This window comes from Gordonibacter pamelaeae (assembly GCF_003340385.1).
GTDB lineage: Bacteria > Actinomycetota > Coriobacteriia > Coriobacteriales > Eggerthellaceae > Gordonibacter > Gordonibacter pamelaeae.
Genome location: NZ_PPTS01000004.1, coordinates 225,777 through 248,222 on the forward strand (window position 1 = coordinate 225,777; position 22,446 = coordinate 248,222).

Annotated in this window: 18 protein-coding genes and 1 pseudogene; 4 read left to right on the forward strand and 15 right to left on the reverse strand. The window is 70.1% G+C overall.

Annotated elements, in window-relative coordinates; all coding sequences use genetic code 11:
* Positions 1–100: 100 nt before the first annotated feature.
* The 8 genes and pseudogenes from C1877_RS15710 to C1877_RS08180 all read right to left on the reverse strand — a co-directional run bounded on the left by C1877_RS15710 (position 101) and on the right by C1877_RS08180 (position 13,559).
* A complete protein-coding gene (locus C1877_RS15710; protein ID WP_147274534.1) occupies positions 101–1,267 on the reverse strand; it encodes an Lhr family helicase in 1,167 nt (388 codons plus the stop codon).
* The gene (locus C1877_RS08150; protein WP_114568912.1) at positions 1,180–5,265 is read right to left on the reverse strand and encodes a DEAD/DEAH box helicase; all 4,086 of its coding nucleotides are present in this window, start codon (positions 5,263–5,265) and stop codon (positions 1,180–1,182) included. The genes C1877_RS15710 and C1877_RS08150 overlap by 88 nt, the downstream gene beginning before the upstream one ends.
* Positions 5,266–5,495: 230 nt before the next feature.
* Positions 5,496–6,845 (reverse strand): MFS transporter, encoded by a 1,350-nt coding sequence (locus C1877_RS08155; protein WP_015539736.1) that lies wholly within the window; start codon positions 6,843–6,845, stop codon positions 5,496–5,498.
* Positions 6,846–6,851: 6 nt separating this feature from the next.
* On the reverse strand, positions 6,852–8,303 hold the full coding sequence (locus tag C1877_RS08160) for a M20/M25/M40 family metallo-hydrolase (RefSeq protein WP_114568913.1): 1,452 nt from the start codon (positions 8,301–8,303) through the stop codon (positions 6,852–6,854).
* 218 nt (positions 8,304–8,521) lie between these two features.
* Positions 8,522–11,077, reverse strand: a complete 2,556-nt coding sequence (locus tag C1877_RS15715; protein ID WP_244909825.1) for a DUF92 domain-containing protein — start codon at positions 11,075–11,077, stop codon at positions 8,522–8,524.
* Positions 11,077–12,384 carry a phytoene desaturase family protein gene (locus C1877_RS15720; RefSeq protein ID WP_272867746.1) on the reverse strand — a complete coding sequence of 436 codons (1,308 nt, stop codon included), beginning with the start codon at positions 12,382–12,384 and terminating at the stop codon, positions 11,077–11,079. Before C1877_RS15720 ends, C1877_RS15715 begins: the two co-directional genes overlap by 1 nt.
* 103 nt (positions 12,385–12,487) lie before the next feature.
* Positions 12,488–12,718 (reverse strand): annotated as a pseudogene (locus C1877_RS15920) (FAD-dependent oxidoreductase); the annotation flags it as partial.
* A gap of 421 nt (positions 12,719–13,139) precedes the next feature.
* A complete protein-coding gene (locus tag C1877_RS08180) occupies positions 13,140–13,559 on the reverse strand; it encodes a YjdF family protein (RefSeq protein ID WP_114568915.1) in 420 nt (139 codons plus the stop codon).
* Positions 13,560–13,913: 354 nt separating this feature from the next.
* Between C1877_RS08180 and C1877_RS08185 the strand changes: the two genes are divergently transcribed.
* The gene (locus C1877_RS08185) at positions 13,914–14,150 is read left to right on the forward strand and encodes a VF530 family protein (protein WP_015540340.1); all 237 of its coding nucleotides are present in this window, start codon (positions 13,914–13,916) and stop codon (positions 14,148–14,150) included.
* 117 nt (positions 14,151–14,267) lie between these two features.
* Here C1877_RS08185 and C1877_RS08190 read toward each other — a convergent pair whose 3' ends face one another.
* The 3 genes from C1877_RS08190 to C1877_RS08200 form a co-directional block, all read right to left on the reverse strand.
* Positions 14,268–15,662: a uracil-xanthine permease family protein gene (locus tag C1877_RS08190; protein ID WP_015540339.1), complete on the reverse strand. Its 1,395-nt coding sequence runs from the start codon at positions 15,660–15,662 to the stop codon at positions 14,268–14,270.
* A 320-nt stretch (positions 15,663–15,982) separates the two neighbouring features.
* Complete coding sequence (locus tag C1877_RS08195) at positions 15,983–16,975, reverse strand: hypothetical protein (RefSeq protein WP_015540338.1); 993 nt, start codon at positions 16,973–16,975, stop codon at positions 15,983–15,985.
* Positions 16,962–17,336: a PadR family transcriptional regulator gene (locus tag C1877_RS08200; protein WP_114568916.1), complete on the reverse strand. Its 375-nt coding sequence runs from the start codon at positions 17,334–17,336 to the stop codon at positions 16,962–16,964. The genes C1877_RS08195 and C1877_RS08200 overlap by 14 nt, the downstream gene beginning before the upstream one ends.
* A gap of 474 nt (positions 17,337–17,810) precedes the next feature.
* On the opposite strand from C1877_RS08200, the gene C1877_RS08205 reads away from it, so the two are divergent.
* The 3 genes from C1877_RS08205 (at position 17,811) to C1877_RS08215 (ending at position 19,678) form a co-directional block, all read left to right on the forward strand.
* On the forward strand, positions 17,811–18,206 hold the full coding sequence (locus C1877_RS08205) for a metallopeptidase family protein (RefSeq protein WP_015540336.1): 396 nt from the start codon (positions 17,811–17,813) through the stop codon (positions 18,204–18,206).
* Between the two features lie 96 nt (positions 18,207–18,302).
* Positions 18,303–19,286, forward strand: a complete 984-nt coding sequence (gene guaA, locus C1877_RS08210; RefSeq protein WP_015540335.1) for a glutamine-hydrolyzing GMP synthase — start codon at positions 18,303–18,305, stop codon at positions 19,284–19,286.
* A gap of 23 nt (positions 19,287–19,309) precedes the next feature.
* Positions 19,310–19,678, forward strand: coding sequence for a hypothetical protein (locus C1877_RS08215; RefSeq protein WP_015540308.1), 369 nt, complete (start codon positions 19,310–19,312; stop codon positions 19,676–19,678).
* 199 nt (positions 19,679–19,877) lie between these two features.
* Here the strand turns inward: C1877_RS08215 and C1877_RS08220 are convergent, their stop codons facing one another.
* The 4 genes from C1877_RS08220 to C1877_RS08235 all read right to left on the reverse strand — a co-directional run bounded on the left by C1877_RS08220 (position 19,878) and on the right by C1877_RS08235 (position 22,443).
* Positions 19,878–20,177, reverse strand: coding sequence for a SemiSWEET family transporter (locus C1877_RS08220; RefSeq protein ID WP_015540307.1), 300 nt, complete (start codon positions 20,175–20,177; stop codon positions 19,878–19,880).
* Between the two features lie 227 nt (positions 20,178–20,404).
* Positions 20,405–21,001 (reverse strand): DNA-3-methyladenine glycosylase I, encoded by a 597-nt coding sequence (locus C1877_RS08225; RefSeq protein ID WP_041239705.1) that lies wholly within the window; start codon positions 20,999–21,001, stop codon positions 20,405–20,407.
* Between the two features lie 92 nt (positions 21,002–21,093).
* Positions 21,094–21,417 (reverse strand): PIN domain-containing protein, encoded by a 324-nt coding sequence (locus C1877_RS08230; protein WP_015540306.1) that lies wholly within the window; start codon positions 21,415–21,417, stop codon positions 21,094–21,096.
* A gap of 33 nt (positions 21,418–21,450) precedes the next feature.
* Complete coding sequence (locus tag C1877_RS08235; RefSeq protein WP_015540305.1) at positions 21,451–22,443, reverse strand: dihydroxyacetone kinase subunit DhaK; 993 nt, start codon at positions 22,441–22,443, stop codon at positions 21,451–21,453.
* Positions 22,444–22,446: the final 3 nt, after the last annotated feature.

Genomic DNA, 22,446 nt, shown 5'->3' on the forward strand with positions numbered 1-22,446 from the left:
GCCCGGGGCGCTGCGGCCCCGGCCTTCTCGAACCGCCTTCGCGGCTCCTTCGGCTACAACTGCGCGGACCTTGGGCTGCGGGCGCGCGCATCGGCACCGGTCACTGCGCTCCCCGCGCGAACGGGTCCACGTAGAGGCGCATGCCGTCGGGCAGGCGGACGAGGCCCGCCCGCTGGAGGACGTCGGCGAACGGCGTGTCCAGCACGGGCCGGCCGTTGAACGACTCCACCACCACCTTCTTGCGGGAGCCCTCCGCCCCGTCGCGCCGCACCGCACGCGCCGCGTGGGCGACGAGGGCGCGGGCGGCCTCTTCGAGCGCCGCCTCGTCCGCGGTGAAGGCCAGCACGGAGCGCAGGCCCGCCGCCGCGTAGAGTACCGGCATGCCGTCGCGCACGACCACGAGGCTTCCCGGCCGGCGCGAGGGGCGCGCCGCGGAGGGTGCGTCGCCGCCCGAGAGGGGCGGCCATGGCAGGCCGGCCCCGAACAGGCTCGCGGGATCGTCGGCCGCCAGCACCACGCACCCCTCGTCACCGAACCGGGGTTCGCGCGCATCGTCCTCGGCCGCATAGGTGCGCAGCAGGTCCACCGTCTCGCGGGCGGCGAACTGCGCCGGGCCGAGGCCTTTCACGAACATGCCGCGCAGAAGGTCGCCGGCATCCTCCATCGACCGCAGCACCGGCATGAGGGTGCCCAGGCCGCCGGACACGCCGGAGAGCAGGGCAACGTCGCGCGCGAGCACGCCGTAGCGGTCGAGGATCGACTCCACCAGCGCCACGGCGCGCACGGTATCGTTCTCCGGCGACGGCGCGAGCAGCGACCAACGGCCCGAGAGCGCCGCGCCCGCAGGGCCGATGCCCGCGACGGAGACGCGCTCCGCGGCCTCGGCCCGCAGCCCGCCGGCTGCGGCGCCACGGTAGCGCGAGCGCCGGCTGCTCGCGCGGCGCTTCGGCACGGGACGCGGACGCGTGCCCGAAGCCGCCGCCTCGGCCGCGCGTACCGGGGCGAACGTGTCGTTCGTGGCGCGCCCGCTCCACACCAGCTCCTGCAGCGCCGCGGCGATGGACGCCTCGTCGACGCGCTCGGGCTCCATCCGGCGCCGCACCGCATCGGCTATCTGGCGGAAGAACAGCCCGTAGCCGCTGGCGAGCGCCTCCACGACGGCCTCCTCCACCGACGGGCTCACGGCCGGCTCCACGTCCTCCGCCCCCACCTGCACGGCATCGGCCTGCACGGGCGCGAGCGGCGAGTCCGTAGGGTAGAACGCCACGAGCGCGGGCGCCGCGGCAGCCTTTCCCGCCTTGCGCGCCCGCGGGCCCCCGTCCGCCGGCGGGGCGCCGTCCTCGCGGCGGCCCCCGCCCACACCACCTCGCCCGCGGCGACGAGCTCGTCGAGCATCGACGGCCGAAAGTCGCGCACCCGGCTGGGGAACACGTGGCCCTCCCAGGCCGCTGCCGGCAGAAACACGCCCTCGAACTGGGAGATGACCTGGGCAACCCCTTCCGCCCCCTCGAGCGTTCCCCCGCCCGCGCCCACGCCCTGCAGATCCAGCACATAGCGCGCGTAGGCGCTCGCAGGCACCGCGCGCACGGCGGCGCGCGCCTTCGCGAGCGAGCGCGACCGCAGGCGGCGGAACACCTCCGCCGCCACCCAGGTGCGCTCGGCCCCCGTGCCCCCGGCCGCGGCCCCGACACCCGCGGGCTCCGGGCCGTCCGCGCAGCCGAACCGGCCCTGCACGATCTTGCCGGCTGCGGCCAGGCGGCGCAGGCTCTCGCGCGCCACCGACGGCCCGATGCCGAGGCGCGTTGCCACCTCCGCCTCCGCGAACGGGCCGTGCGTGCGGGCGTAGCGCGCGACGAGGCCGTCGAGCGGGCCCGGGCCGTCGCCCGCGTCCGGCACCTCGAGGAACGCCGCGGGAACCCAGGTGGGCACGGCCGTGCCCAGCGCCTCGCGCAGGCGCCCCGCATCCTCCACGGCCGCCCAGCGCTCCACGCCGCCGATCACGGCCGGGAAGGCGCGCTTCGCGTCGCGCAGCTTTTCCAGCAGGGCGCAGGCCTCGGCAGGGGTGGCGGGACGGGAAGGCGCGGAGGCGGCTGCCTCGGCATCGCAGTCTTCCAGACCGGACCCGGGCGGTCCTCCCAGCGCCTCCAGCCGCGCGGCCGCCTCTTCCGCCGCGAGCGGGCCCAGCACGCGCAGCAGGTCGGCCGCGCCCTCCACGCCGCGGGCGCGGCGGTCGGGGGCCACACGCTGCAGCTGGGCCTCCACCTGGGCCACCACCTGCGGGTCCAACAGCTCGCCCAGATCGGCCGAGCCCAAGAGCTCGCCCAAGAGCGCCGGGTCCAGCGACAGCAGCGACGCCTGGCGCTCCGCGTGCGGCAGGTCGCCCTGGTACAGGTGCTCGCCCACGTAGCCGAACAGGAGCGGACCGGCAAAGGGCGACGGGATGCTCGTCTGCGCCTCCACCATGCGCACGGTGCCCGCCGCAAGCCCCTCCATGAGCTCGTGGAGCGCGTCCAGGTCGTACACGTCCTGCAGGCACTCGCGCGCCGTCTCCAGTAGTATCGGGAAATCGCGCTCGCCGCGCGCCGCCTCCAGCAGCTGCCCCGCCTTGAGGCGCTGCTGCCACAAGGGCGCCCGCTTGCCCGGACGGGTGGGCGACATGAGCAGGGCGCGCGCCGCGCACTCGCGGAAACGCGCGGCGAAGAGCGCCGTCTTGTCCACCCGGTCGCGCACGATGCGCACGAGCTCGTCGGGGTCGAAGGCGAACAGCTCCGCTCCCGGCAGGCGCGTCTCGGTCATGGGAACGCGCAGCAGGATGCCGTCGTCGGCGGCCATGGCCTGCGGGTCGAAGCCGAGCGTGCGCTCCACGCGGTCCTGCACCGCCATGGCCCACGGCTCGTGCACGCGGCGGCCGTAGGGCGAGTGCAGCATGACGCGCCAGTCGCCCGTCTCGTCCTCGCAGCGCTCCACCACGAGCGTCCGGTCGTCGGGCACGACGCCGGTGGCCTCGCGCTGCGCGCGCACGAGCGCGGCCAGGTTGCCCTGCGCGTCCTCGTCGAGGCCCGCGGCCGCCAACCGCTCGCGCAGGGCGGGGTCGAGGCCCGAGGCCGCATCGGCGAGCAGGTCCGCGCCGGCAGCGGCCCCGTCGTCCATGCCCGCGGCCACGGCGCGCAAGAACGCCCCGCGCGCACGCCCGGTCTCGGCGGGACGGCCCACGCCCTCGCCATGCCAGAACGGCAGGCGCGCGGAGCGGCCCGGCGCGGGCTCCACGATCACGCGGTCGCGCGTGATCTCGCTTATGCGCCACGAGCTGGTGCCCAGCGCGATGATGTCGCCCACGCGCGACTCGTACACCATCTCCTCGTCCAGCTCGCCCACGCGGCGCCGGCCCTCGTTGCCGTCGCCCTCGGGCAGCACCACCGAGAACATGCCGCGGTCGGGGATCGTGCCCGCCGCCGTCACGGCCAGCCGCTGGGCGGCGGGGCGCGGCGAGAGCTCCCCGCTCTCGCGGTCCCATACGATGCGCGGCGCGAACTCGGCCAGGTCGGCCGAGGCGTAGCGTCCGGACAGCATGTCCAGCACCCCGTCGAACGCGCGGCGCGGCAGCTCCGAGAACGGGGCCGCCCGCCGTACCGTGGCGTACCAGCCGTCGGCGGTGGCGCCTCCCATGGCCACGGCGGCCACCGTCTGCTGCGCCAGCACGTCCAGCGGGTTGCGCACGAGCGCGGTGGCCTCGATGGCGCCGGCGCGCATGCCCTCGGCCACCACGGCCGCGTCGATGACCTCCGTGCGCGTGCGCGGGTAGATGGAGCCCGTCGACCGCCCGCCCACCTGGTGGTTCGCGCGCCCGATGCGCTGCAGGCCGCTCGCCACCGACGGGGGCGCGGCCACCTGCAGCACGAGGTCGATCGATCCCATGTCGATACCCAGCTCGAGCGAGGACGTGGCCACCACGCAGGGCAGCTCGCCGGCCTTCAGCTCGCGCTCCACCTGCAGGCGCTTCTCCTTCGACACCGAGCCGTGGTGGGCCTTCGCGATGATCTCGGGCGCGCCCTGCGCCAGCTCGCTCGTGGACCCCAGGTCCGAGCGCAGGTGCGACGACGGTCCGCCGTCCGCCTGGCCGCCGGGCGCCATGAGGCCCTCGCGCTTCGCGTACAGCTCGTTCAGCCGCGCCGTGAGCTTCTCGCACAGCCCGCGCGAGTTCACGAACACGATGGTGGTGCGGTGCGCCAGCACCTCGTCCAAGATGGACGCCTCGATGAGCGGCCAGATGGACGAGGTGCCCGTTCGGCTGTCGGGCGTGGCTCCCCGGGGCTTGTCGCCGGCCATGAGCGAGCGCAGCGCCCGGTCGGACTTCCACGCCTCCTCGGCTGGCGCGCGGCGCGGCCCGCCGCCCCGGCCGGCGCGCGGCGCATCGGCGTCGGCGCCGGGAAAGGCCGGGATGGCCGTCATGTCGCGCACGGGCACCACCACGCGCACGTCCAGGTCCGGCCTTCCCGCTGCCGCGATGACGCGCACAGGGTGCGGCCCGCCCAGGAAGCGCGCCACCTCGTCCGCCGGCCGCACCGTGGCCGAGAGCCCGATGCGCTGCGCCGGGCGTTCCAGCAGGTCGTCCAGCCGCTCCAGGCTAAGCGCCAGGTGTGCGCCGCGCTTGTTGCCCGCGAGCGCGTGCACCTCGTCCACGATGACGGTCTCCACGCCGCGCAGCACCTCGCGCGCCTTGGACGTGAGCATGAGGTAGAGCGACTCAGGCGTGGTGATGAGGATGTCCGGCGGGTTGCGCTGGATGGCCCGGCGCTGGTCGGGCGTGGTGTCGCCGGTGCGCATGCCCGTGCGCACCGGCGGCGCGGGGGCGCCTTCGGCGGCGAGCCGCTGCGCGATGCCCGCGAGCGGTGCCTGCAAGTTGCGCTCCACGTCCGCCCCGAGCGCCTTGAGCGGCGACACGTACAGCGCGCGCACGCCACGCGGCGGCCTCGCGGAAGCGGGGCGTGCCTTCTCGCGCATGAGCGCGTCGAGCGCGAACAGGAACGCGGCCAGCGTCTTGCCCGAGCCGGTGGGCGCGATGACGAGCGCGTTCTCGCCGTCTTCCACCGCCTCCCACGCCTGCTCCTGCACGGGCGTGGCGCCCGCCGGAAACGCGTCGAGGAACCACCCGCGCACGGCTTCGGAAAACCGCATGAGGGCGTCCGGAGACGGGCGGGCCCCGTCGTCCGCGCCCGCTGCAGCAGCGTGCGCGGCCTCGTCCTCGGCACGGTTTCCCTCGTCCATGGCAGCCCGTCGCCCCCTTCCGGCTATCGTCGTACGGTCCCGCCCATCTTACCGCATATGCGCCGCGCAAGGCGCCCTGTCACCCCGGCCGTTGCGAAACCTTTAGGACGCACGCGAGCACCTGCCGCAAAACGAGAGGAGGGGGACGGCCATCCGTCCCCCTCCAACCCGCGCCTCGCGGCCAGGCCCGCAGCGCAGCCGCAGCCGGCGCTTTCTCCGCAGGACGCCCTCTACGCCGCGATCTCGAAGCCCTCCGCGTCCAGCTCGGGCGCGCCCTCGGCCCGGCGACGCTCCACCAGCCGGCGCGCGGCGGGGATGGACGCCAGCAGCGCGAGCCCCATGACCACGCTCGCCGCGATCACCATGATCCACACCGGCGCGAACGACAGGTACGCGTCGAACATCACGCCCGACACCACCGCGCCCACGGCCGCTCCCAACAGCTCGAACGCCGTCACGATGCCCGTAACCGTGCCCAGATCCTTCTTGCCGTACTCCTTCACCACCATGATGGGCGGCGCCACCGTGCCCATGCACGTGGCGAACCCGAAGAACAGGCAGGCCAGGATGGGGCCCCAGTCCGTCGCGGGAAACAGCAGCATGACGCCGGCCAAAACCGACGTGACCGTGCCCAGGATGGTGCCCATGCGCATGCCCCAGCGGTCGTAGATGGCCCCGAGCGCCACCTTCGCCACGATGACCACGGCCAGGTAGAACGACCACACGGAACCCGCCCACAGCGTGGAGTGCCCGCCGGTCACCACCTCGGTGCCGCCCACGGTCACGCTCGTCATGTTGGCGATGGAGTTCGTGATGATGCACCCGTTCGTGATGCCCATGGCAACGAAGCCCACGACCAGCAGCCAGAACGCGGCGCTCCGGCGCAGCGCCTTCCACCCCACCGCCACCGTGACCGGCTCGTCGGGCGAGCGGTCGGCCTTCGTTTGCTCGATCTGCCCGGCACCGTAGGGCTCGAGGCCCTTCTCGCTCGGGCGCGTGCGGAACGCCGCCACCGCCAGCGGCAGGGCCGCCACGAGGCACACCACGGCCAGCAGCAGGAACGCCGCGCGCCAGCCGGACGCCTCGATCATCGCGCTCGTGGCCGGCGAGAGTATCACGCCGCCGATGCCCGACCCCGAAAGCGCGATGGACACGGCCAGCCCGCGCTTCAGCGTGAACCAGTTCGAGATGATCACCGACACCAGAAGGCGCGTGCCGGCCACCACCACCATGCCCGCCACCACGCACAGCGCGTACAGCTGCCACACGGCGGTGATCTGCGACAATCCCACGAGCACCACCGAGCTCGTGAGCACCGTGACCGCCCCCAGCACCCGCGCGGAGCACTTGTCCGTGAGCTTGCCGATGACAAGCGACGCGAACACCGCCACCACGGTGGTGATGGACACGCCCGTGTTGAACTGCCCCACCGTGAGGCCCAGGTCCTCCACGATGTGCGTCTGGAACAGCGGGATGCAGTTCACGAACACCGTGTAGCAGGTGGCCATGATCAGCAGGCCGCCGATGACGATCCACCACCCGTAGAAGAACTTCCCCTGCTTACGCCCCTGATCGGCCATGGTTCCTCATTTCCCCAACTGGTCGAGATGCCGTATGAACTCCACGTAGAACCCCACCCCGCGCTTGAAGCTGTCCACGTCCAGGTTCTCGTCCTGGCCGTGGATGCGGGCGCGCTGGTCGCCCTTGAACAGGAAGCCGGCGAAGCGGTACGTGCGCGGGCAGACGCGCGCGAAGTGGCGCGCGTCGCTGCAGCTGGACTGCACGTAGGGCGCGATACCGGCCTCGGGGTACACGGCGTTTATCGCGCGGCGCAGGTAGTCGAAGGCGGCGTCGCCCTCGAACGGCGACACGGGCGACGGCTCGCTCACCTCGAAGGTCGAGAACTCCGTGCGGCCGTCGAAGCGCTCCTCGATGCGCGCGAGGGCCGCCGCCACGTCCTCGCCGGGGTCCACGCGCACGTTCACCGTGGCCTTGGCCTGCTTGGGGATGATGTTGTGGGCCGGCGCCCCCGCGAGCTGCGTGAGCGCGTAGGTGGTGCGCACCATGGCGGCCGTCTCGGGGTTGCCCTTCATGATGCGCACCACCAGGGGGCGGAAGAGCCAGAGGTTGCCGAACACGATGCGCAGCGCGAAGCTGCCGTGCGAGGCCAACTCCCGCAGCATGGCCGCCACCGGGGCCGACAGCGCCGCGCGCGGCGGGTTCTTCTGCAGCGCGTCCAGCCCCGACACGAGCTTCGCCGTGGCGTCCTGGAGCGTGGGCGTGGCCGCATGGCCGCCGTCGGCGTTCGTGGTTATGCTCGCGTTGAACACGCCCTTCTCGGACACGCCCACCACGGCGAACGGGATGTCCACGCCGAGCGGCGGGTTGTCGATGACCGCGCCGCCCTCGTCAACCACCATGTACGGCACGCGCCCGATGCGCTGCAGGTGCTCCACCATGTGGGGCGCCGTGTCGCCGCCGTCCTCCTCGGTGTTCGACGAGAAGAAGTACACGTCGCGTGGGGGCGTGAACCCCTCGGCTATCAGGCGCTCGGCAGCCTCCATGAGGCCGGCCCACACGCACTTCGTGTCCACCGCGCCGCGCGCGTAGATGCGGCCGTCGTCGATGTCCGCTGCGAACGGGTCGTGCGTCCAGCCGACGGGGTCCGCGTCCACCACGTCGTGATGTGCCATGAGCACGATGGGCGCGAGCTCGCGGTTGGCGCCCTTCCACAGAAGCGAGATGCCGCGGCCGTCGATCAGCTCCAGCTCGCAGGCTTCGAACACGGCCGGGTACAGCCGGCGCAGCGCGGGCACGAACCCGTCGAAGGCCGTGCGGTCGGCATCGGGGTTGCGCAGGTCCCACACCGTGGGGATGCGCAGCAAAGCGCGGAAGCGCTCGACCGCAGCGTCATCGCCCGCCGCCGCGGACGGCGGCAGCGGATCGAGCACGGGCGTTGGCTTGAGTCGGGCGGCGTTCGCCACGAGGACGACCGCCAAGACGGCGACCGCCGCCGCCAGAACGATGAGAACAACCATGGAACCCCCTCCTTGGACGCCCGGCTCGTGCAGGCGACCGACAGCCCCGCCCCCTGCGGCAAGCGCAGGGGGCGGCGGCGATGCCTTGTGCTGCCGGCCATTATACGCCCTGCGCAGACGGTTGCCCGGTTCTTCTTGCCGCCAAGCCCCCGGGGGCCCGGAAAACGTCGCGCCGCCGGCGTCGAGCTGCGCAGCGGCTTCTTCGGCACGCACACCCCTTACGGCAGCGCCACCAGCAGGCCCAGGGCCACCACGGCTATGCCGCTCAGCAGGTTCACGGCGTCGTTCGTGACCCAGGCATAGCCCGACACGAGCGTGTAGCCTGCTGCGCCGCGGGAGGGCGCGGCCTCCACGAGCGCCCCGTCGGCGGCGAGGGCCGCGGTGCCGGCGCCAACCCCTGCCAGCGTGCCGACGTCGGCACCCGCGCCTGCGCCGCAGCCGTTGCCGGCCTCGCCGCCCGCGCCCGCGCCCGAGCCGCCCGGCGCGCGGTACTTCGCCTGCAGCAGCACGCCTAGGAAGCTGTCCACCACCGAGCCCACGATGCCGCATGCGATGACGAACAGGAACGCCGTCGGCCCCGTGGGCACCGCGAAGCCGAACGCATGGAACAGCAGCATGGCCAAGAACGCCGAGCTCACGGCGCCCACGGTCGTGGCCGCCAGCCCAAGGGGGCTCACACCGCCCGAAAGGCCGCGCTGCATGGGCTCGCGCGTGACGATGTTCACCGGCGGCTTGCGGCTGTACATGCCCACCTCGGACGCCCAGGTGTCCGCCGTGCTCGCAGCCAGCGCCCCGGCCGCCACGATGAGGAACCACGCCTCGCCGGTGGCCGCGTAGGCCAGCGCGCACGCAAGGAACGGAACGCTGTTCGCCAGCACCTGGCGCAGCTTGCGCGGGCCGCTCCGCTTCCGAGCCGCCTGCGCGCCGCCCCGCCAGCGCCGCATGAGCCTCGAGGCCACGTTCGAGCTGCCGAAGAACCACATGAGCAGAAGCCACAGCGGCCAGCCGCCGAACACGAAGGCGAGCGCGCCCACGCCCACGGCCCCCAGCGCCCCCGGCACGGTGAGCAGCCCGAGGCGCAGCGCGGCCAGCGCCACGGCGCCGGACAGGAGCACGCCCGCAACGGCCGGCGTGAAGGGGCCCGCCGGCAGGAACAGCACCGCGTACAGCCCCGTCACTCCCAGCGGCACGCTCAGGTTGTCCAGGCCCTCGGGCGATGCGGCCTCCAGCACCGTGGCCGCAACGGCCAGCCCCAGCGCGGCGAGCACGGACGCCGCCGCAACGCCCGGCGCAAGGCCCGCGCCCGGCGCGAACGTCGGCACCGCGCCCTCCCAGTCCACTGCGGCGGCCGCCAACAGCACGCCTGCACACGAGACGAAGCTCACCCCCAGCATCGCGGCGCTGCCTGCGAGCGACTTCCCGCCGCCCGCACCCGGCAGCGGTCGGCGGCCGAAGCGCCTGCCCAGCACGGCCGCAAGGCCGTCGCCGAACGCCATGCAGAACACGCCGAGCGCGCCCACGTACGGCGCTCCCAGGCCGAACGAGAACAATGCGATCAGCGTGAGCGACACGGCGTAGTACACGGTTCCCGGCGTGTCCTCCCCCTCGCCGCGCGCCATGAACGCGAGCTTCTGCTTGCGCCAGGCCAGCGCGTTCACCACGATGAACGCAGCCGGCAGCGCCGCCGCCCACCACGGCGACGTGAAGAACAGCGCCGCGACGACCCACCAGCCGCCCAGCGCCACGTGCACGAGCTTGCGCGTGCCCTCCTCGCCCATGCCGTGCCGTGCGAGCAGGCTCGATGCCGCTAGCACCGCCAAAACGTAGACGAGGGACAGCCCCATCCCCACGACGTCCTGCATGACCGTCACCTGCCTTCCGCGGCCAGCGCCGCCTTCTCGTCCCGCGCGAGCAGCGCCCGGGCCTCGTCCACGAGCGCGGCCGCGCGCTCCCCCCGTCACCGTGCTGCGCCGCTCAAGGCAGCTGTAGCCGTCGGCCCGCACCTGGTCTAAGATGCCCCGGTACAGGAACAGCGACGAGAGCGTGGGCAGCCGGCTGTCCCCGTCCAGCCGCAGGATGTCGCGCTGCAAGGGCAGGTACAGCTCCTCGGATCTCCGCGCCACGCGCTCCCACGCGGTGCGGAAGGCGGCGTTCGCCCGGCGCGCTGCCAGATCTCCGCGCACGAGGCCGGCCTCCTCCATCACGGCGGCGGGCAGGTAGACGCGGCCGGCGTTCCAGTCCTCGCCCACGTCGCGCAGAATGTTCGTGAGCTGCATGGCCACGCCCAGCGCCACGGCGTCGGCCCGCAGCGCGTCGTCGACGGGCCGCCCGGCGCGCAGCAGCGGCAGCAGCATGAGGCCCACCGAGCCCGCCACGTAGTAGCCGTAGTCCTCGAGCTCGCCCAGGTCGGCGGGCTGCCGGAAGGCAAGGTCGCGCCGCTGCCCCTCCAGCATGTCGAAGAAAGGGGCCGTGTCCTCGTCGAAGGCGCCGAACACCACGCCCAGCGCCCGCCACAGCGGCCCGCGCGGCATGCCGCCGGCGTCGAACCGCTCCAGATCGCGCTGCAGGCTTTCCAGCCTCTCCCGGCTGGCCTCCACGTCCACGCAGTCGTCCGCCGCGCGGCAGAACGCGTACACGGCGAACACGCCGTTGCGCTTGCGCGGGGGCAGAAGCGAGAACGCGCGGTAAAAACTATGCGAGTTTCGCCTGATCACGTCCTCGCACCAGGCGAAGTCGTCCGCGTGCTCCTCGAACGGGTCGCGCGCGGCGTACATCACGCACCGCCTTGCGCGCCGTTCGGCACCGCACGGACCGCATCGCCCGGCGCGCCGCCCGGCACCGTCCCGCCGCCCGCCGTGGCCTCGGCGGCGGCGCCTCGCGCGGCCACCACGGCAACCTGGCCGGCCACCTCCCGCTCGGCCGAGGCGGCCTCGGCGTCGTCGCGCAGAAGCTCCTCGGCCGCCAGACGCGCGCTCAAGAGCACGATGGGCACGCCGGCCCCCGGATGCGTGCTGCTGCCGCAGAAGTACAGGCCCTCGCACGCCTCGGCCTTGTTGTGCGGCCGCCAGTAGTTGCTCTGCCGCAGCGTGGGCCGCAGCCCGAACGTGGCGCCCCGGCTGGCGTTGAACCGCTCGGCGAAGTCGTTCGGCGTGAAGACGCGCTCGAACGCTATGTGGTCGCGCACGTCCTCGTACACCGTCTCGCGCTCCACCAGGTCGAGCACGCGCTCGCGATATCGGGCCACTTCTTCCGCACCCCAGCCCGGACCGCCGTCGGCCAGCGGCGGCACCGGCACCAGCACGTAGAGCGTCTGGCAGCCCTCGGGCGCGAGCGACGCATCGAGCGAGCACGGCGCGTAGCAGTAGAACGAGGGGTCGTCGGGGAAGCGCCCGTCGTCGAAGATGTCGGCGATGTTGCGCTCGAAGTCGGGCGCGAACCGGATGGAGTGCACCGCCTCCGCCGGGTAGCGCTTGTCCAGGCCCAGGTACAGGATGAAGCACGAGCACGAGTACTCCATGCCCTCGAGCTTCTCGTCGGTGAAGCGGCCGCGCGCCTCGCCGGCCAGCAGGTTCTCCATGGCGTAGGGGAAGTCGGCGTCGCACACCACGTAGTCCGCGCGCACCAGCTCGCCGCCCGCCACCACGCCGACGGCGCGGCCGTCCTCCACCGCGATGCGCTCCACGGGCGCCGACGTGTGCAGCTCGCCGCCCAGCTCCTCGAACAGGCGCGCCATGCCCTCGGCCATGGCGTACATGCCGCCCGGCATGAACCACACGCCGTAAAGGAGCTCGATCAGCGGGATGATCATGTAGAGCGACGGCCCCTCGTACGGCGAGATGCCGATGTAGAGCGTCTGGAACGCCAGCGCCTTGCGCAGCCGGTCATCGGACACGTAGCGCGACACCGACGAGTACGCGTCTCCCAGCGTGTGCAGACGGAAGCCGGCGATCAGGCTCTTCGGGTTGTAGAAGTCGGTCGGCTTGCGGAACGGGCGCTGCAGGAAGTTGTCCTTGGCGATGCGGAAGCGCTTGTACAGCAGCGCCAGGTACTCGAAGTAGCCCTGCGCATCCGCCTCGCTCACGCCCTCGAGCGTGGCCGTCAGGTCGGACAGGTCGTTCGACAGGCGCGCGCTCGCCCGGGCCGAAGGATATCTCCATGAGCGGCTCGACCTTCCGCAGGGGGATGTAGTCGTCGGGGTCGCGCCCGGCCAGCTCGAACACCTCGCGGTACAGCGCAGGCATCATCACGATGGTGGGCCCCACGTCGAAGGTGAACCCGGCGCCGGTGATGCGGCTCATCTTGCCGCCCACCTGCGGCTCCTTCTCGTACAGCGCCACGTCGTACCCGGCATGCCGCAACCGGACGGCCGCCGCCAGCCCGGCGGCGCCCGCCCCCACCACGATTACCCGTTTCATGCAACTCCTTAGCCGCAAACCGATATGCTATCCGGTTATGGTATGGGTTGCCGCGCGCACGTGCTGCCGGGCGCGCCATCGTAGGGCAAGCCGTTTCGCCTGCGTCAGGCACCCGTTGACGGACCGGCCATTGCGCCAGCCCCCGATTCGGCCGACCGGGCGGCGGAGCCTGTGGTTTCTGGCAGAAATAGCAAGCTGTTCGTCGCTGCATGCGGAACAGCCTCCGGGGTACCGGTCCGAAGAAGATACCGACCAGGGGAAACGGCGAGCGGCGAACAGCAAGGACGTTTGGAGCCCGGTCAGACCGCCGCCTCAGGACGAAAAAGCCCCGATTTCTGCCAGAACATCGCCCTCTCCGTGCGCGTCGCTCCGAGAGAGGCAGCGCCCCGCCTTGCATCCTCCGGCCGGCCCGGCGCCCCGCCTAGTGGCCGCGGTGCTTCCGCTTGCGCTTCGCCGTGCGCAGCTCGAAGGCGCGCCGGGCCTCGGCCTCGCGTCGCTCGCGGGCGCAGGCGCGGCGCTCGTCCTTGCGCTCCTCGTAGGCGGCGGCGATCGCCTGCTGGGCCTTCGTGCCCACACCGCGCCTGGCGGCTTCCAGCGCCTTGCGCGCCTCGCGTTGGGCGCGCTTCGGGTTGCGGCTGGGGGCCACGCCTTCGGCGCGCATCCTGAAGTCCAGCCGGCCCCACTGGTCGCGTACGAAGGCGAGCACGTCCTCGTCGGCCGGCTCGGGGCCGAACACGAAGCGACACGCGCCGTAGAGCGCACCGTCGCGCCGCTCGCATATACCCACCCAGAATTGGCCGTCGTGAAGTATCGTCAACGTCGATGAGATGCTGACCTGCATGATTCCTCCTTATGTCGTTGTGAACGAACGAAGAAGGGACAACCAGGAGGCAGGTTACTGACGGCAGGGAGGCGCGCGCCGAGGCGCTTTGTCAACCGGCGACGCGCTCCGGACGGCCGCGCGCCGCCCTACCGCACCCCGACTACCCGACGGGGTCGTGTTTTCATCTTCGTACGCGCGAGTATACCACGGCCCGCAACCCCCGTCCCGAGCCTGCTCGGTCGCCGCCTGCCGACCGGCGGACCGCCCACGGCGCGGGCGCGCTGCGGGCGGTCCTCGGCCGATCCGCCGCCCCGCTCGGCGCCCAACTGTGGCATCATAGGGGCCGACGAACGAACGAGGAGGATCGCACCCATGCCGAACGACAACCCCGCCGAGCGCCCACACCCCAACGACCCGCTGCACGGCGTGACGCTCGAGGCCATGCTCACCCGCCTGGTTGACAAGTACGGCTGGGACGAGCTGGCCCGCCGCATCCGCATCAACTGCTTCGCGAAGGACCCCAGCATCAAGAGCTCGCTCACGTTCCTCCGCAGGACGCCCTGGGCCCGCAAGAAGGTGGAGGACCTCTACAAGGGCACGACGTTCTAGCCATCCCGCACGCCTCCGCCGTCGCGAAGGACGTCCCCCACGCAAAAACGCCTCCCCCGCAGCGAGCGGGAGAGGCGCCTCATGAAAAGCCAGGCGGTTGCAGCGAGCTCGGACGCCCTACCCGTTCGCCGGGCGGATGTCCTCCAGCGGCATGGGAACGTCCGGCATCTCCTCCGGCTCGCGCGGCGCGCCGACGGCCTCCTCGTGCCCCGGCAGCACCACGTTCATCAAAATGCCCACGATCGACCCCACGGCCAACCCCGACAGCGAGATGGTGATCCCGCCCACCGGCACCACGATGGCGCCCGCCGCGCTGTACGCGATGCCCAGCGACAGCACCAAGATGAGCGCCGTGATGAGCACGTTGCGGCTCTTCATGAAGTCCACGTGGTTCTCCACCAGGTTGCGGATGCCCACGGCCGATATCATGCCGTACAGCACGAGCGACACGCCGCCCACCACGCACGCCGGCATGGCGGCCACGAGCGCCGCGAACTTCGGCGAGAACGAGAACACGATGGCAAAGAGGGCCGCAATGCGGATGACACGCGGGTCGAACACCTTCGTCAGCGCCAGCACGCCCGTGTTCTCGCCGTACGTCGTGTTCGCCGGCGCACCGAACAGCGACGCGATGATGGTGGCCAGGCCGTCGCCCAAGAGGGTGCGATGCAGGCCCGGCTCGGCGATGTAGTTGCGGTTGCAGGTGGAGCTGATGGCCGACATGTCGCCGATATGCTCGATCATCGTGGCGAACGCAAGCGGCATGATGGTGATGATGGCCGTGATGGCGAGCCCCGTGTCGAACGACTCTCCGAACAGCGAGAACACCGTGTTGTCCCACGCCACGGGCAGCCCGACCCACGGAGCCGCGGCCACGGTGGAGAAGTCCACCTCGCCCGCGAACGCCGCCACGGCATACGACACGATCACGCCCAGCAAGATGGGGACGATCTTCACCATGCCCTTGCCCCAGATGTTGCACACCACGATGACCGCGATAGCCACCACGGCAATGAGCCAGTTCGACGAGGCGTTCGTGATGGCCGAGGAGGCCAGGATAAGCCCGATGCAGATGACGATGGGCCCCGTGACCACCGGCGGGAAGAAGCGCATGACGCGCGCCGCCCCGAACACGCGGAACAGCGCCGACAGCACCAGGTACAGAAGGCCCGCGCACGCCACGCCCAGGCACGCGTAGGGCAGAAGATCGGCCTCGCCGTTCGGCGCGATGGCCGCGTAGCCGGCGATGAACGCGAACGAGGAGCCCAGGAACGCCGGCACCTTCCCCTTCGCCAGGAAATGGAACAGCAGCGTGCCCAGGCCCGCGAACAGGAGCGTCGCCGACACGGACAGGCCCGTGAGCGCCGGCACGAGCACCGTGGCCCCGAACATGGCGAACATATGCTGCAGGCCGAACACGCCCATCTTCGGCACGCCGAGCGGGCGCGCGTCGTACACCGCGTCCGGACTGTCCTTGGCCCCCATGGTCGGCACCGGTCGATCCTTGCTCATCGGCAAAACCCCTCTCGCATCGCTTTCCCCGCGCGCGGCGCCGCCTCCCGACGGCGAGCGCGCTCAAACCTTCGGTATTATGCTACAAGAAAGGCCCGCGGGACGCGGAAACGAGGGAAAGCGCCTTGCTTTCCCGTCGGAAGGCGTGCGCGGCGCGCCGCATCTGGCCAGGGGTATGGCGGATGCCATCCGACCGGCGGCCCGGCGCACCCCAGCCGCCCGGGCAACAGGGCGGACAGCGTCTGGGCAGCACGGAGCGCCTCCCGGCGACGTCGGCCGTCGCGACCGCTGCGCCCATCCGCTCTCGCACTCGTCCTTTATCAGCGGCTCGCCTTCACCGTCTTCACGATGGAGTCCACGGCGTCGATGGCCAGCGCGAGCACGATGAAGCCGCAGAACGCCACCTGCGCGTTCAACACCGCCCAGAGCACCGGCCCGCTCAGCGCGTCGCCCTGCGCGGCTAGCGCCTGCACGATCGCCGGGGTGTCGACCAGCTGGAAGCTCGTCAGCCAGAAGACGGCGAGCCCCGCGACCACGAGGTCGCTCACGAGCGTGACAGCCAGCAGGCGCGGCGTGTAGCGTCCCTCCACCAGCTTGAAGCTCTCGGCGCCGATGCACACGACCGTCCAGGCGATGATAACCCATGCCGACGAGCGGATGGCCTCGGCGTTGAAGGGGTCGAACGGCACGCCGTCGCCGCGGTGGCTGAGCGCGTTCAGCACGTCGGGGAACAGTAGGAACACGATGGCGCCCGCGATGGAGAACACGATGCCGGCCACCGCGTCGCCGCGCGCGGGGTTCTTCGTCTCGCGCGGCACGGGCGGCAGGTCGTCGAGCGAGCCCATCACCTCCACGTCCACGCCACGATGCGAGAAGAAGGCGAACAGCAAGGTGACGATCGCGAAGGCGAACACGAGCGCCGCGACAAGGGAGCCGATCCCTCCGAGCACGTTGCCGAGCACGCTTCCCTCCGCGCCCGTCGCGAGCGTGAGCACGCCGGCCACGATCATGCCGCCGGCCACGCAGGCGAGCACGATCTTCAGCACGTAGAGGTACTGCGCGTAGTAAGGCTGGCCGATGAGGCACGCGTCCTCGTCGGCGGTGTACTTGCGCACCATCTCGCCGGGGGTTCCCAGCTCGGTGAGCACGACGCGGACGTCCTTCGCCGTAGGCGGCAGGCCGCGGCAGCGCTCATCCAGCATGTCGGAGATGAGCGTGCGCAGCTCCTCGGCCACGTCGGCGCGCTGCTTGGCGGGCAGCCGGCGCGTGATGGCGTACAGGTAGCGCTCGATCAGGTCGTTATCGTTCGGCATCCTTGGCTTCCTTTCCTGGTTCGCGCCGATCGGCGCACAGCAGGGCATTCACGCCGCTGCACAGCGCATGCCACTGGGCCTCCACCTCATGGAGCACGCGCAGGCCCTCGTCGGTGGTTCGGTAGTACTTGCGCGGCTTCGAGCCGCCGTTGTCCCATTCGCTTTGCAGCAGCCCCTGCGACTCGAGCCGGCGCATGAGCGGGTAAAGCGTGTTCGCCTCGATGGGAATGCCATGGTCGGCCAGCGACTTCACCAGCGCATAGCCGTAGGCCGGCTCACGCAGCTGGCCGAGCACCAGCATGACCAGCGTGCCGCGGCGCAGCTCCAGCACCATGCTCGACACCACGTCGTCGTGCCCCATGCCCTCTCCTTTCGCTTACTGTGTGTTACACACTATAACATAGAGCACACGATAATGTGTGTCGCACACTATAGAATCTGCTCGGCCCGGCCGGCAGCGCGAAGATCAAGGGGCGCTTCCAAGCCGTCGGAGGGTCGCAAGGCGCTCTGCTCCTTGGAGAACGGTAATAAAATCGGAGAAAATTTCTGATATTTTACCGTATCAGGCAATCAAGGTCCCGAAACCCCCTCCGAAGGCGGAAGAACCGCCCATTCCAGCGGGAAAAGCCGCTTTCTGTGCGGGTAGAAGGCAGGTTTCGGGTGCGCAATCTCAAGGTTCGGTAATATATCGAGAAAAAATCGCAGATCCTTTACCGTAACATCTCCGCAGCCTGGTATACGCTGGCGCTTCCGACGCCGTCGGACGATTGCGCGCAAGACGCATGGAGTATACTCGTCATCATCGATACTCGACCCGTCAGCGAAGGGGGCAGCCATGCACCGCATGACCGACCGCGAATTCGAATCGGCCGTCGAAGAGGCGCTCGCCAACATTCCCGAACGGTTCCTCGAGGCGCTGGAGAACGTGGCGGTGGTGGTGGAGGACGAGCCCGACGACTACCATTTCGACATCCTGGACGAGCCCGACTGCCGGGGCGCGTCGATACGCGACGACGAGCTGCTGGGCCTGTACGACGGCGTGTCCCTCCCCGACCGCGCCGACGGCTACGACGGCGACCTGCCCGACGTAATCACCGTGTTCAAGGGACCGCACGAACGTTGCTTCGGCTCGCGCACGGAGCTGGTGGCGGAGATCGGCAAGACGGTGGTGCACGAGATAGGCCACTACTTCGGCATCGACGACGCGCGCCTGCGCGAGATGGGCTATTAGGCATTTCCGGAAAAGAACGTGCGGCCTGCTTATGCGGCTGCGGCGTTTCCCTTATAATTCCCCCAGAACATCACCGAGAACGAGGAGGACACCCGCATGGATCCCAACAAGCGTCCCGAGGACATGGAGCGCATCACCACGCCTGAGCTGGCCCAGGCGTTCATCGACGAGCAGGTGGAGGCGATCCGCGCCCAGATCGGCGACCAGAAGGTGCTGCTGGCGCTGTCCGGCGGCGTGGACTCGTCCGTGGTGGCGGCGCTGCTGATCAAGGCCATCGGCAAGCAGCTCATCTGCGTGCACGTGAACCACGGCCTCATGCGCAAGGGCGAAAGCGAGCAGGTGGTCGACGTGTTCCAGAACCAGCTCGACGCGAACCTCGTGTACGTGGACGCCACCGACCGCTTCCTCGACCTGCTCGACGGCGTGGCCGAGCCCGAGGCGAAGCGCAAGATCATCGGCGCCGAGTTCATCCGCGTGTTCGAGGAGGAGGCCCGCAAGGTTGGCGACGAGGTGAGCTTCCTCGCGCAGGGCACCATCTATCCCGACATCCTGGAGTCCGACGGCGTGAAGGCGCACCACAACGTGGGCGGCCTGCCCGACGACCTGCAGTTCGAGCTGTGCGAGCCCGTGAAGCTCTTGTACAAGGACGAGGTGCGCGTCATCGGCCGCGAGCTCGGGCTACCCGAGGGCATGGTCGAGCGCCAGCCGTTCCCGGGCCCGGGCCTGGGCGTGCGCTGCCTCGGCGCCATCACGCGCGACCGCCTCGAGGCGCTGCGCGAGGCCGACGCCATCCTGCGCGACGAGTTCGCCGCGGCCGGCCTCGAGGGCAAGGTGTGGCAGTACTTCGTGAGCGTCCCCGACTTCCGCGCCACCGGCGTCCGCGACGGCGTGCGCGCCTTCGAGTGGCCCGCCATCATCCGCGCGGTGAACACCGTCGACGCCATGACCGCCGAGGTGCCGGAGCTGGATTGGGCGCTGCTCAAGAAGATCACCGCCCGCATCCTGGACGAGGTCCCCGGCATCTGCCGCGTGGTCTACGACCTCACGCCGAAACCTATCGGCACGATTGAGTGGGAATAAAAGAATCACTGAAAGGAATTGGCATGAACAAGGAGACGTTCGATTACGTGGCCGAGCGCGTGGACGCGCTCGCGGATTCCGAATTCAGCACGCAGGTGACGAAGGACGCTGCGCAGGCATGGAGGGACGCGGTGGCAGCCGATTCGAGCGACGCTGCGATCGACGCGGCGACGAACGACCTGCTCGACGTCCTCGAAGGGCGCCCGACGACGATCGACGGCGTGATAGCCTTCCTGCAAGGGCCGGCAATCGAGATGCTCGGCGAAGACGCGGCCGCAAGCGCGCTTGCGGCACAGCAGCAGCGCAAGGAGACGGGCGCGAAGTACTGCGATTGCGAGGCATGCTCCGCAGCCACGGAGATCCTCGCCAAGTTCGACCGCATAGAGCTCTGATAGCAAGATATCGGAGCCTCCCACCGAGCCCGACAAACGATCACGAGCCATCGATGCGAAAAACAGGGGGCTGTGCGTCGCGACGCACAGCCCCCTGTCGCTCAGGCTTGCTTTACCTGCTTTCGAGCTACGCAACCCCCGCTGCCGTTCGGCTCCCGTGCGAGCGCCTTCCTGCGCACGGATGGGCATCGGAGCGGCGCTAGAAGACGGCGGTCAAGAACGTGGCCGCCGCAAGGAAGATTCCCGGCACGTTAGCCACCACGATCGGCCAGTCACGCTCCTCCTCAAAGAGACCGTAGATGGTCCAGAACAGGCAGTTGAAGAACGCTGCCAGGGGCTGCACAGGATTGCCAGGGTGCCCCGCCAGGTTGTCCATGATCTGCGGAAGGTAGGAGACGTACATGCACACCGACAGCACCGAGGCTATGCGTCCCACGATAGCGATGGGGCTCGCATGGCGCTTGATGCCGTCCCGATGCACCGATCCCTTCTGCCCCATGCGTCTATGCGTATCGGCCTGCGCGCTCATCGAGCACTCCCCCCTGTTCGCGGTTCGAAATCTCTGTGGCTCGATGATAGATCGAGGCTTTCGAGGTCCCCGCGAGCACGATGAACCGTGATGAGAAGGCGAACAGGGGGTAAGCGCGCCATTTACCCCGCTAAAAGCCGCGGAGCCAGTCCGCTGCCCTTGCGGCATCTACCGTGCGACGTCGAAAGGCGCAAGATTCAGCTGGCCCCTTCATCGGAAGACATTCCCGCCAGCTCCCGGTACACGAAGCAATCCGCCACATGGTCGTTCACCATGCCGATGGACTGCAGGTACGCATACACGATGGTGGAGCCGACGAACTTGAAGCCGCGCTTCTTGAGATCCTTGCTGATGCGGTCGGAGAGCGGCGTGGTGGCAGGGACGTCCGCTTGGGTCTCCCAGTGGTTCACGATGGGCTCGCCGCCCACGTATCCCCAGATGAACGCGTCGAAGCTGCCGAACTCGCGGACCACGTCCAAAAACAGCCTCGCGTTGGCCACGGCCGCCTCGATCTTGCGGCGGTTGCGCACGATGCCCGCGTTCGCCATGAGCTCCTCGACCTTGGCCTCGTCGTAGCGCGCCACCTTGGCGGGGTCGAAGCCGTCGAAGGCCTCGCGGTACGCCTCGCGCTTCTTGAGGATGGTGAGCCACGACAGGCCCGCCTGTGCGCCCTCAAGGATCAGCAGCTCGAACAGCTCGCGGTCGTCGTGCGTGGGCCTTCCCCACTCGTTGTCATGGTAGTCAACGTAGATCGGAACCTCGCCCGCCCACGCGCACCTGGTCTTCTCGTCCAAGCCGGAAAACTCCTTCTCAAGATCATCGGCACGTTGCGCAGCACCCTCGAAGCCCCGGCTGCGCCCGTCGGGCACCGCCGGGGCCAGTAGGTCTACTTCGACTCGTACAGCTCGATGATGGCGTCGTCTTTCACCACGAAAGCCAGGCGGTCGGTCTCGCTCAGCACTTCGGGGCCGAAGATGACCCGGTCGGCATCGGCCAGGTAGCGCTCCAGGTCATCCACCTTATAGGCCACATGAGGCTGTTTCGACAGGATCTCGGGGAAGCGCGTACCTTCTTCGAACTTCAGGTACTCGATCTTGTAGTCGTACTCGTCCACGTTCTCGTTCACCCAGAATCCGCCCCACTCGTTGTATACCATGTTGGGCTTCTTGTTCAGAACGGGGATTCCGACGTGCATGTACTCGGCGGCCATGACGGCGTCCTTTCTCTTCTGCGCGACGCGCGGCTACTCCTTGAAGAACACGGGCGTGTGGGCGGGCGTGTTCCACAGGCGGGCGAACTCATCGTCCCACTTGGCGAAGTTGATCTGGAAGCCGCCGGCCTCCTGCACGGTCAGGATCTCCCCCACCATGTTGGCGACGACCTCGATACCCAGACCCTCCAGGTATTCGACCGCGTCCTTGTACAGGATGAGCATCTCCATCATGGTGGTGGCGCCGCAGCCGTTGATCATGACGAACGCCTTGTCGCCCTTCTCAAGGCCCAGGCTCTCCACCAGCTTGGGCGCAACCATCCCGATGGTCTCCTTGGACGAGGCCATGGGCACGCGCACGCCTCCGCCCTCGCCGTGCTGGCCGGCGCCGATCTCCATGAGGTCCGTCTCTCCCAGGTCGCCGAACGACATGCCGTTCTGCGGATGCGTGGCGTCGGTGCTCTTCACCGTGATGGACGCCATATTGTCGGCATAGCGCTGTGCGATGTCCGCCACCTCGTCGAGCGTCTTGCCCTCGGCGGCCGCGGCAGCGGCGATATGGTACAGCGGCACGCAGCCAGCCAAGCCGCGGCGGTTGTCCTCGCCCTCCGGATCGTACCTGATCTCCTCCCCCGTCACCACTTGGCGCACGTTCATGCCGGCCTTCTTCGCAAGCTTCATCGCCTGCTTGCCGGCCAGCTGGTCGCCCGCGTAGTTCAGCGTGAGCAAAAGCACGCCGTGGCCCTTGTCGGCACGCTGCATGGCCTCGAACACGAGCGCCCCGTTGGGAGCGGCAAAGACGTCCCCGTCCACCTGGATGTCCAGCATGCCCTTGCCCACGAATCCCTTCTGGGCCGGCTCGTGGCCGGAACCGCCATAGGTGACCACGGTCACGCGATCGGCGTCGGCCAGGTCCTTGCTCACGACGATGTGCCCGTCGACTTCAAGCACGTCGCCGAAGGCGAGGCCCAAGCCGACCAGCTCCTCGTCGGTGATGGTTTCTTGCGCGTTGATGAACTTCTTCATGTG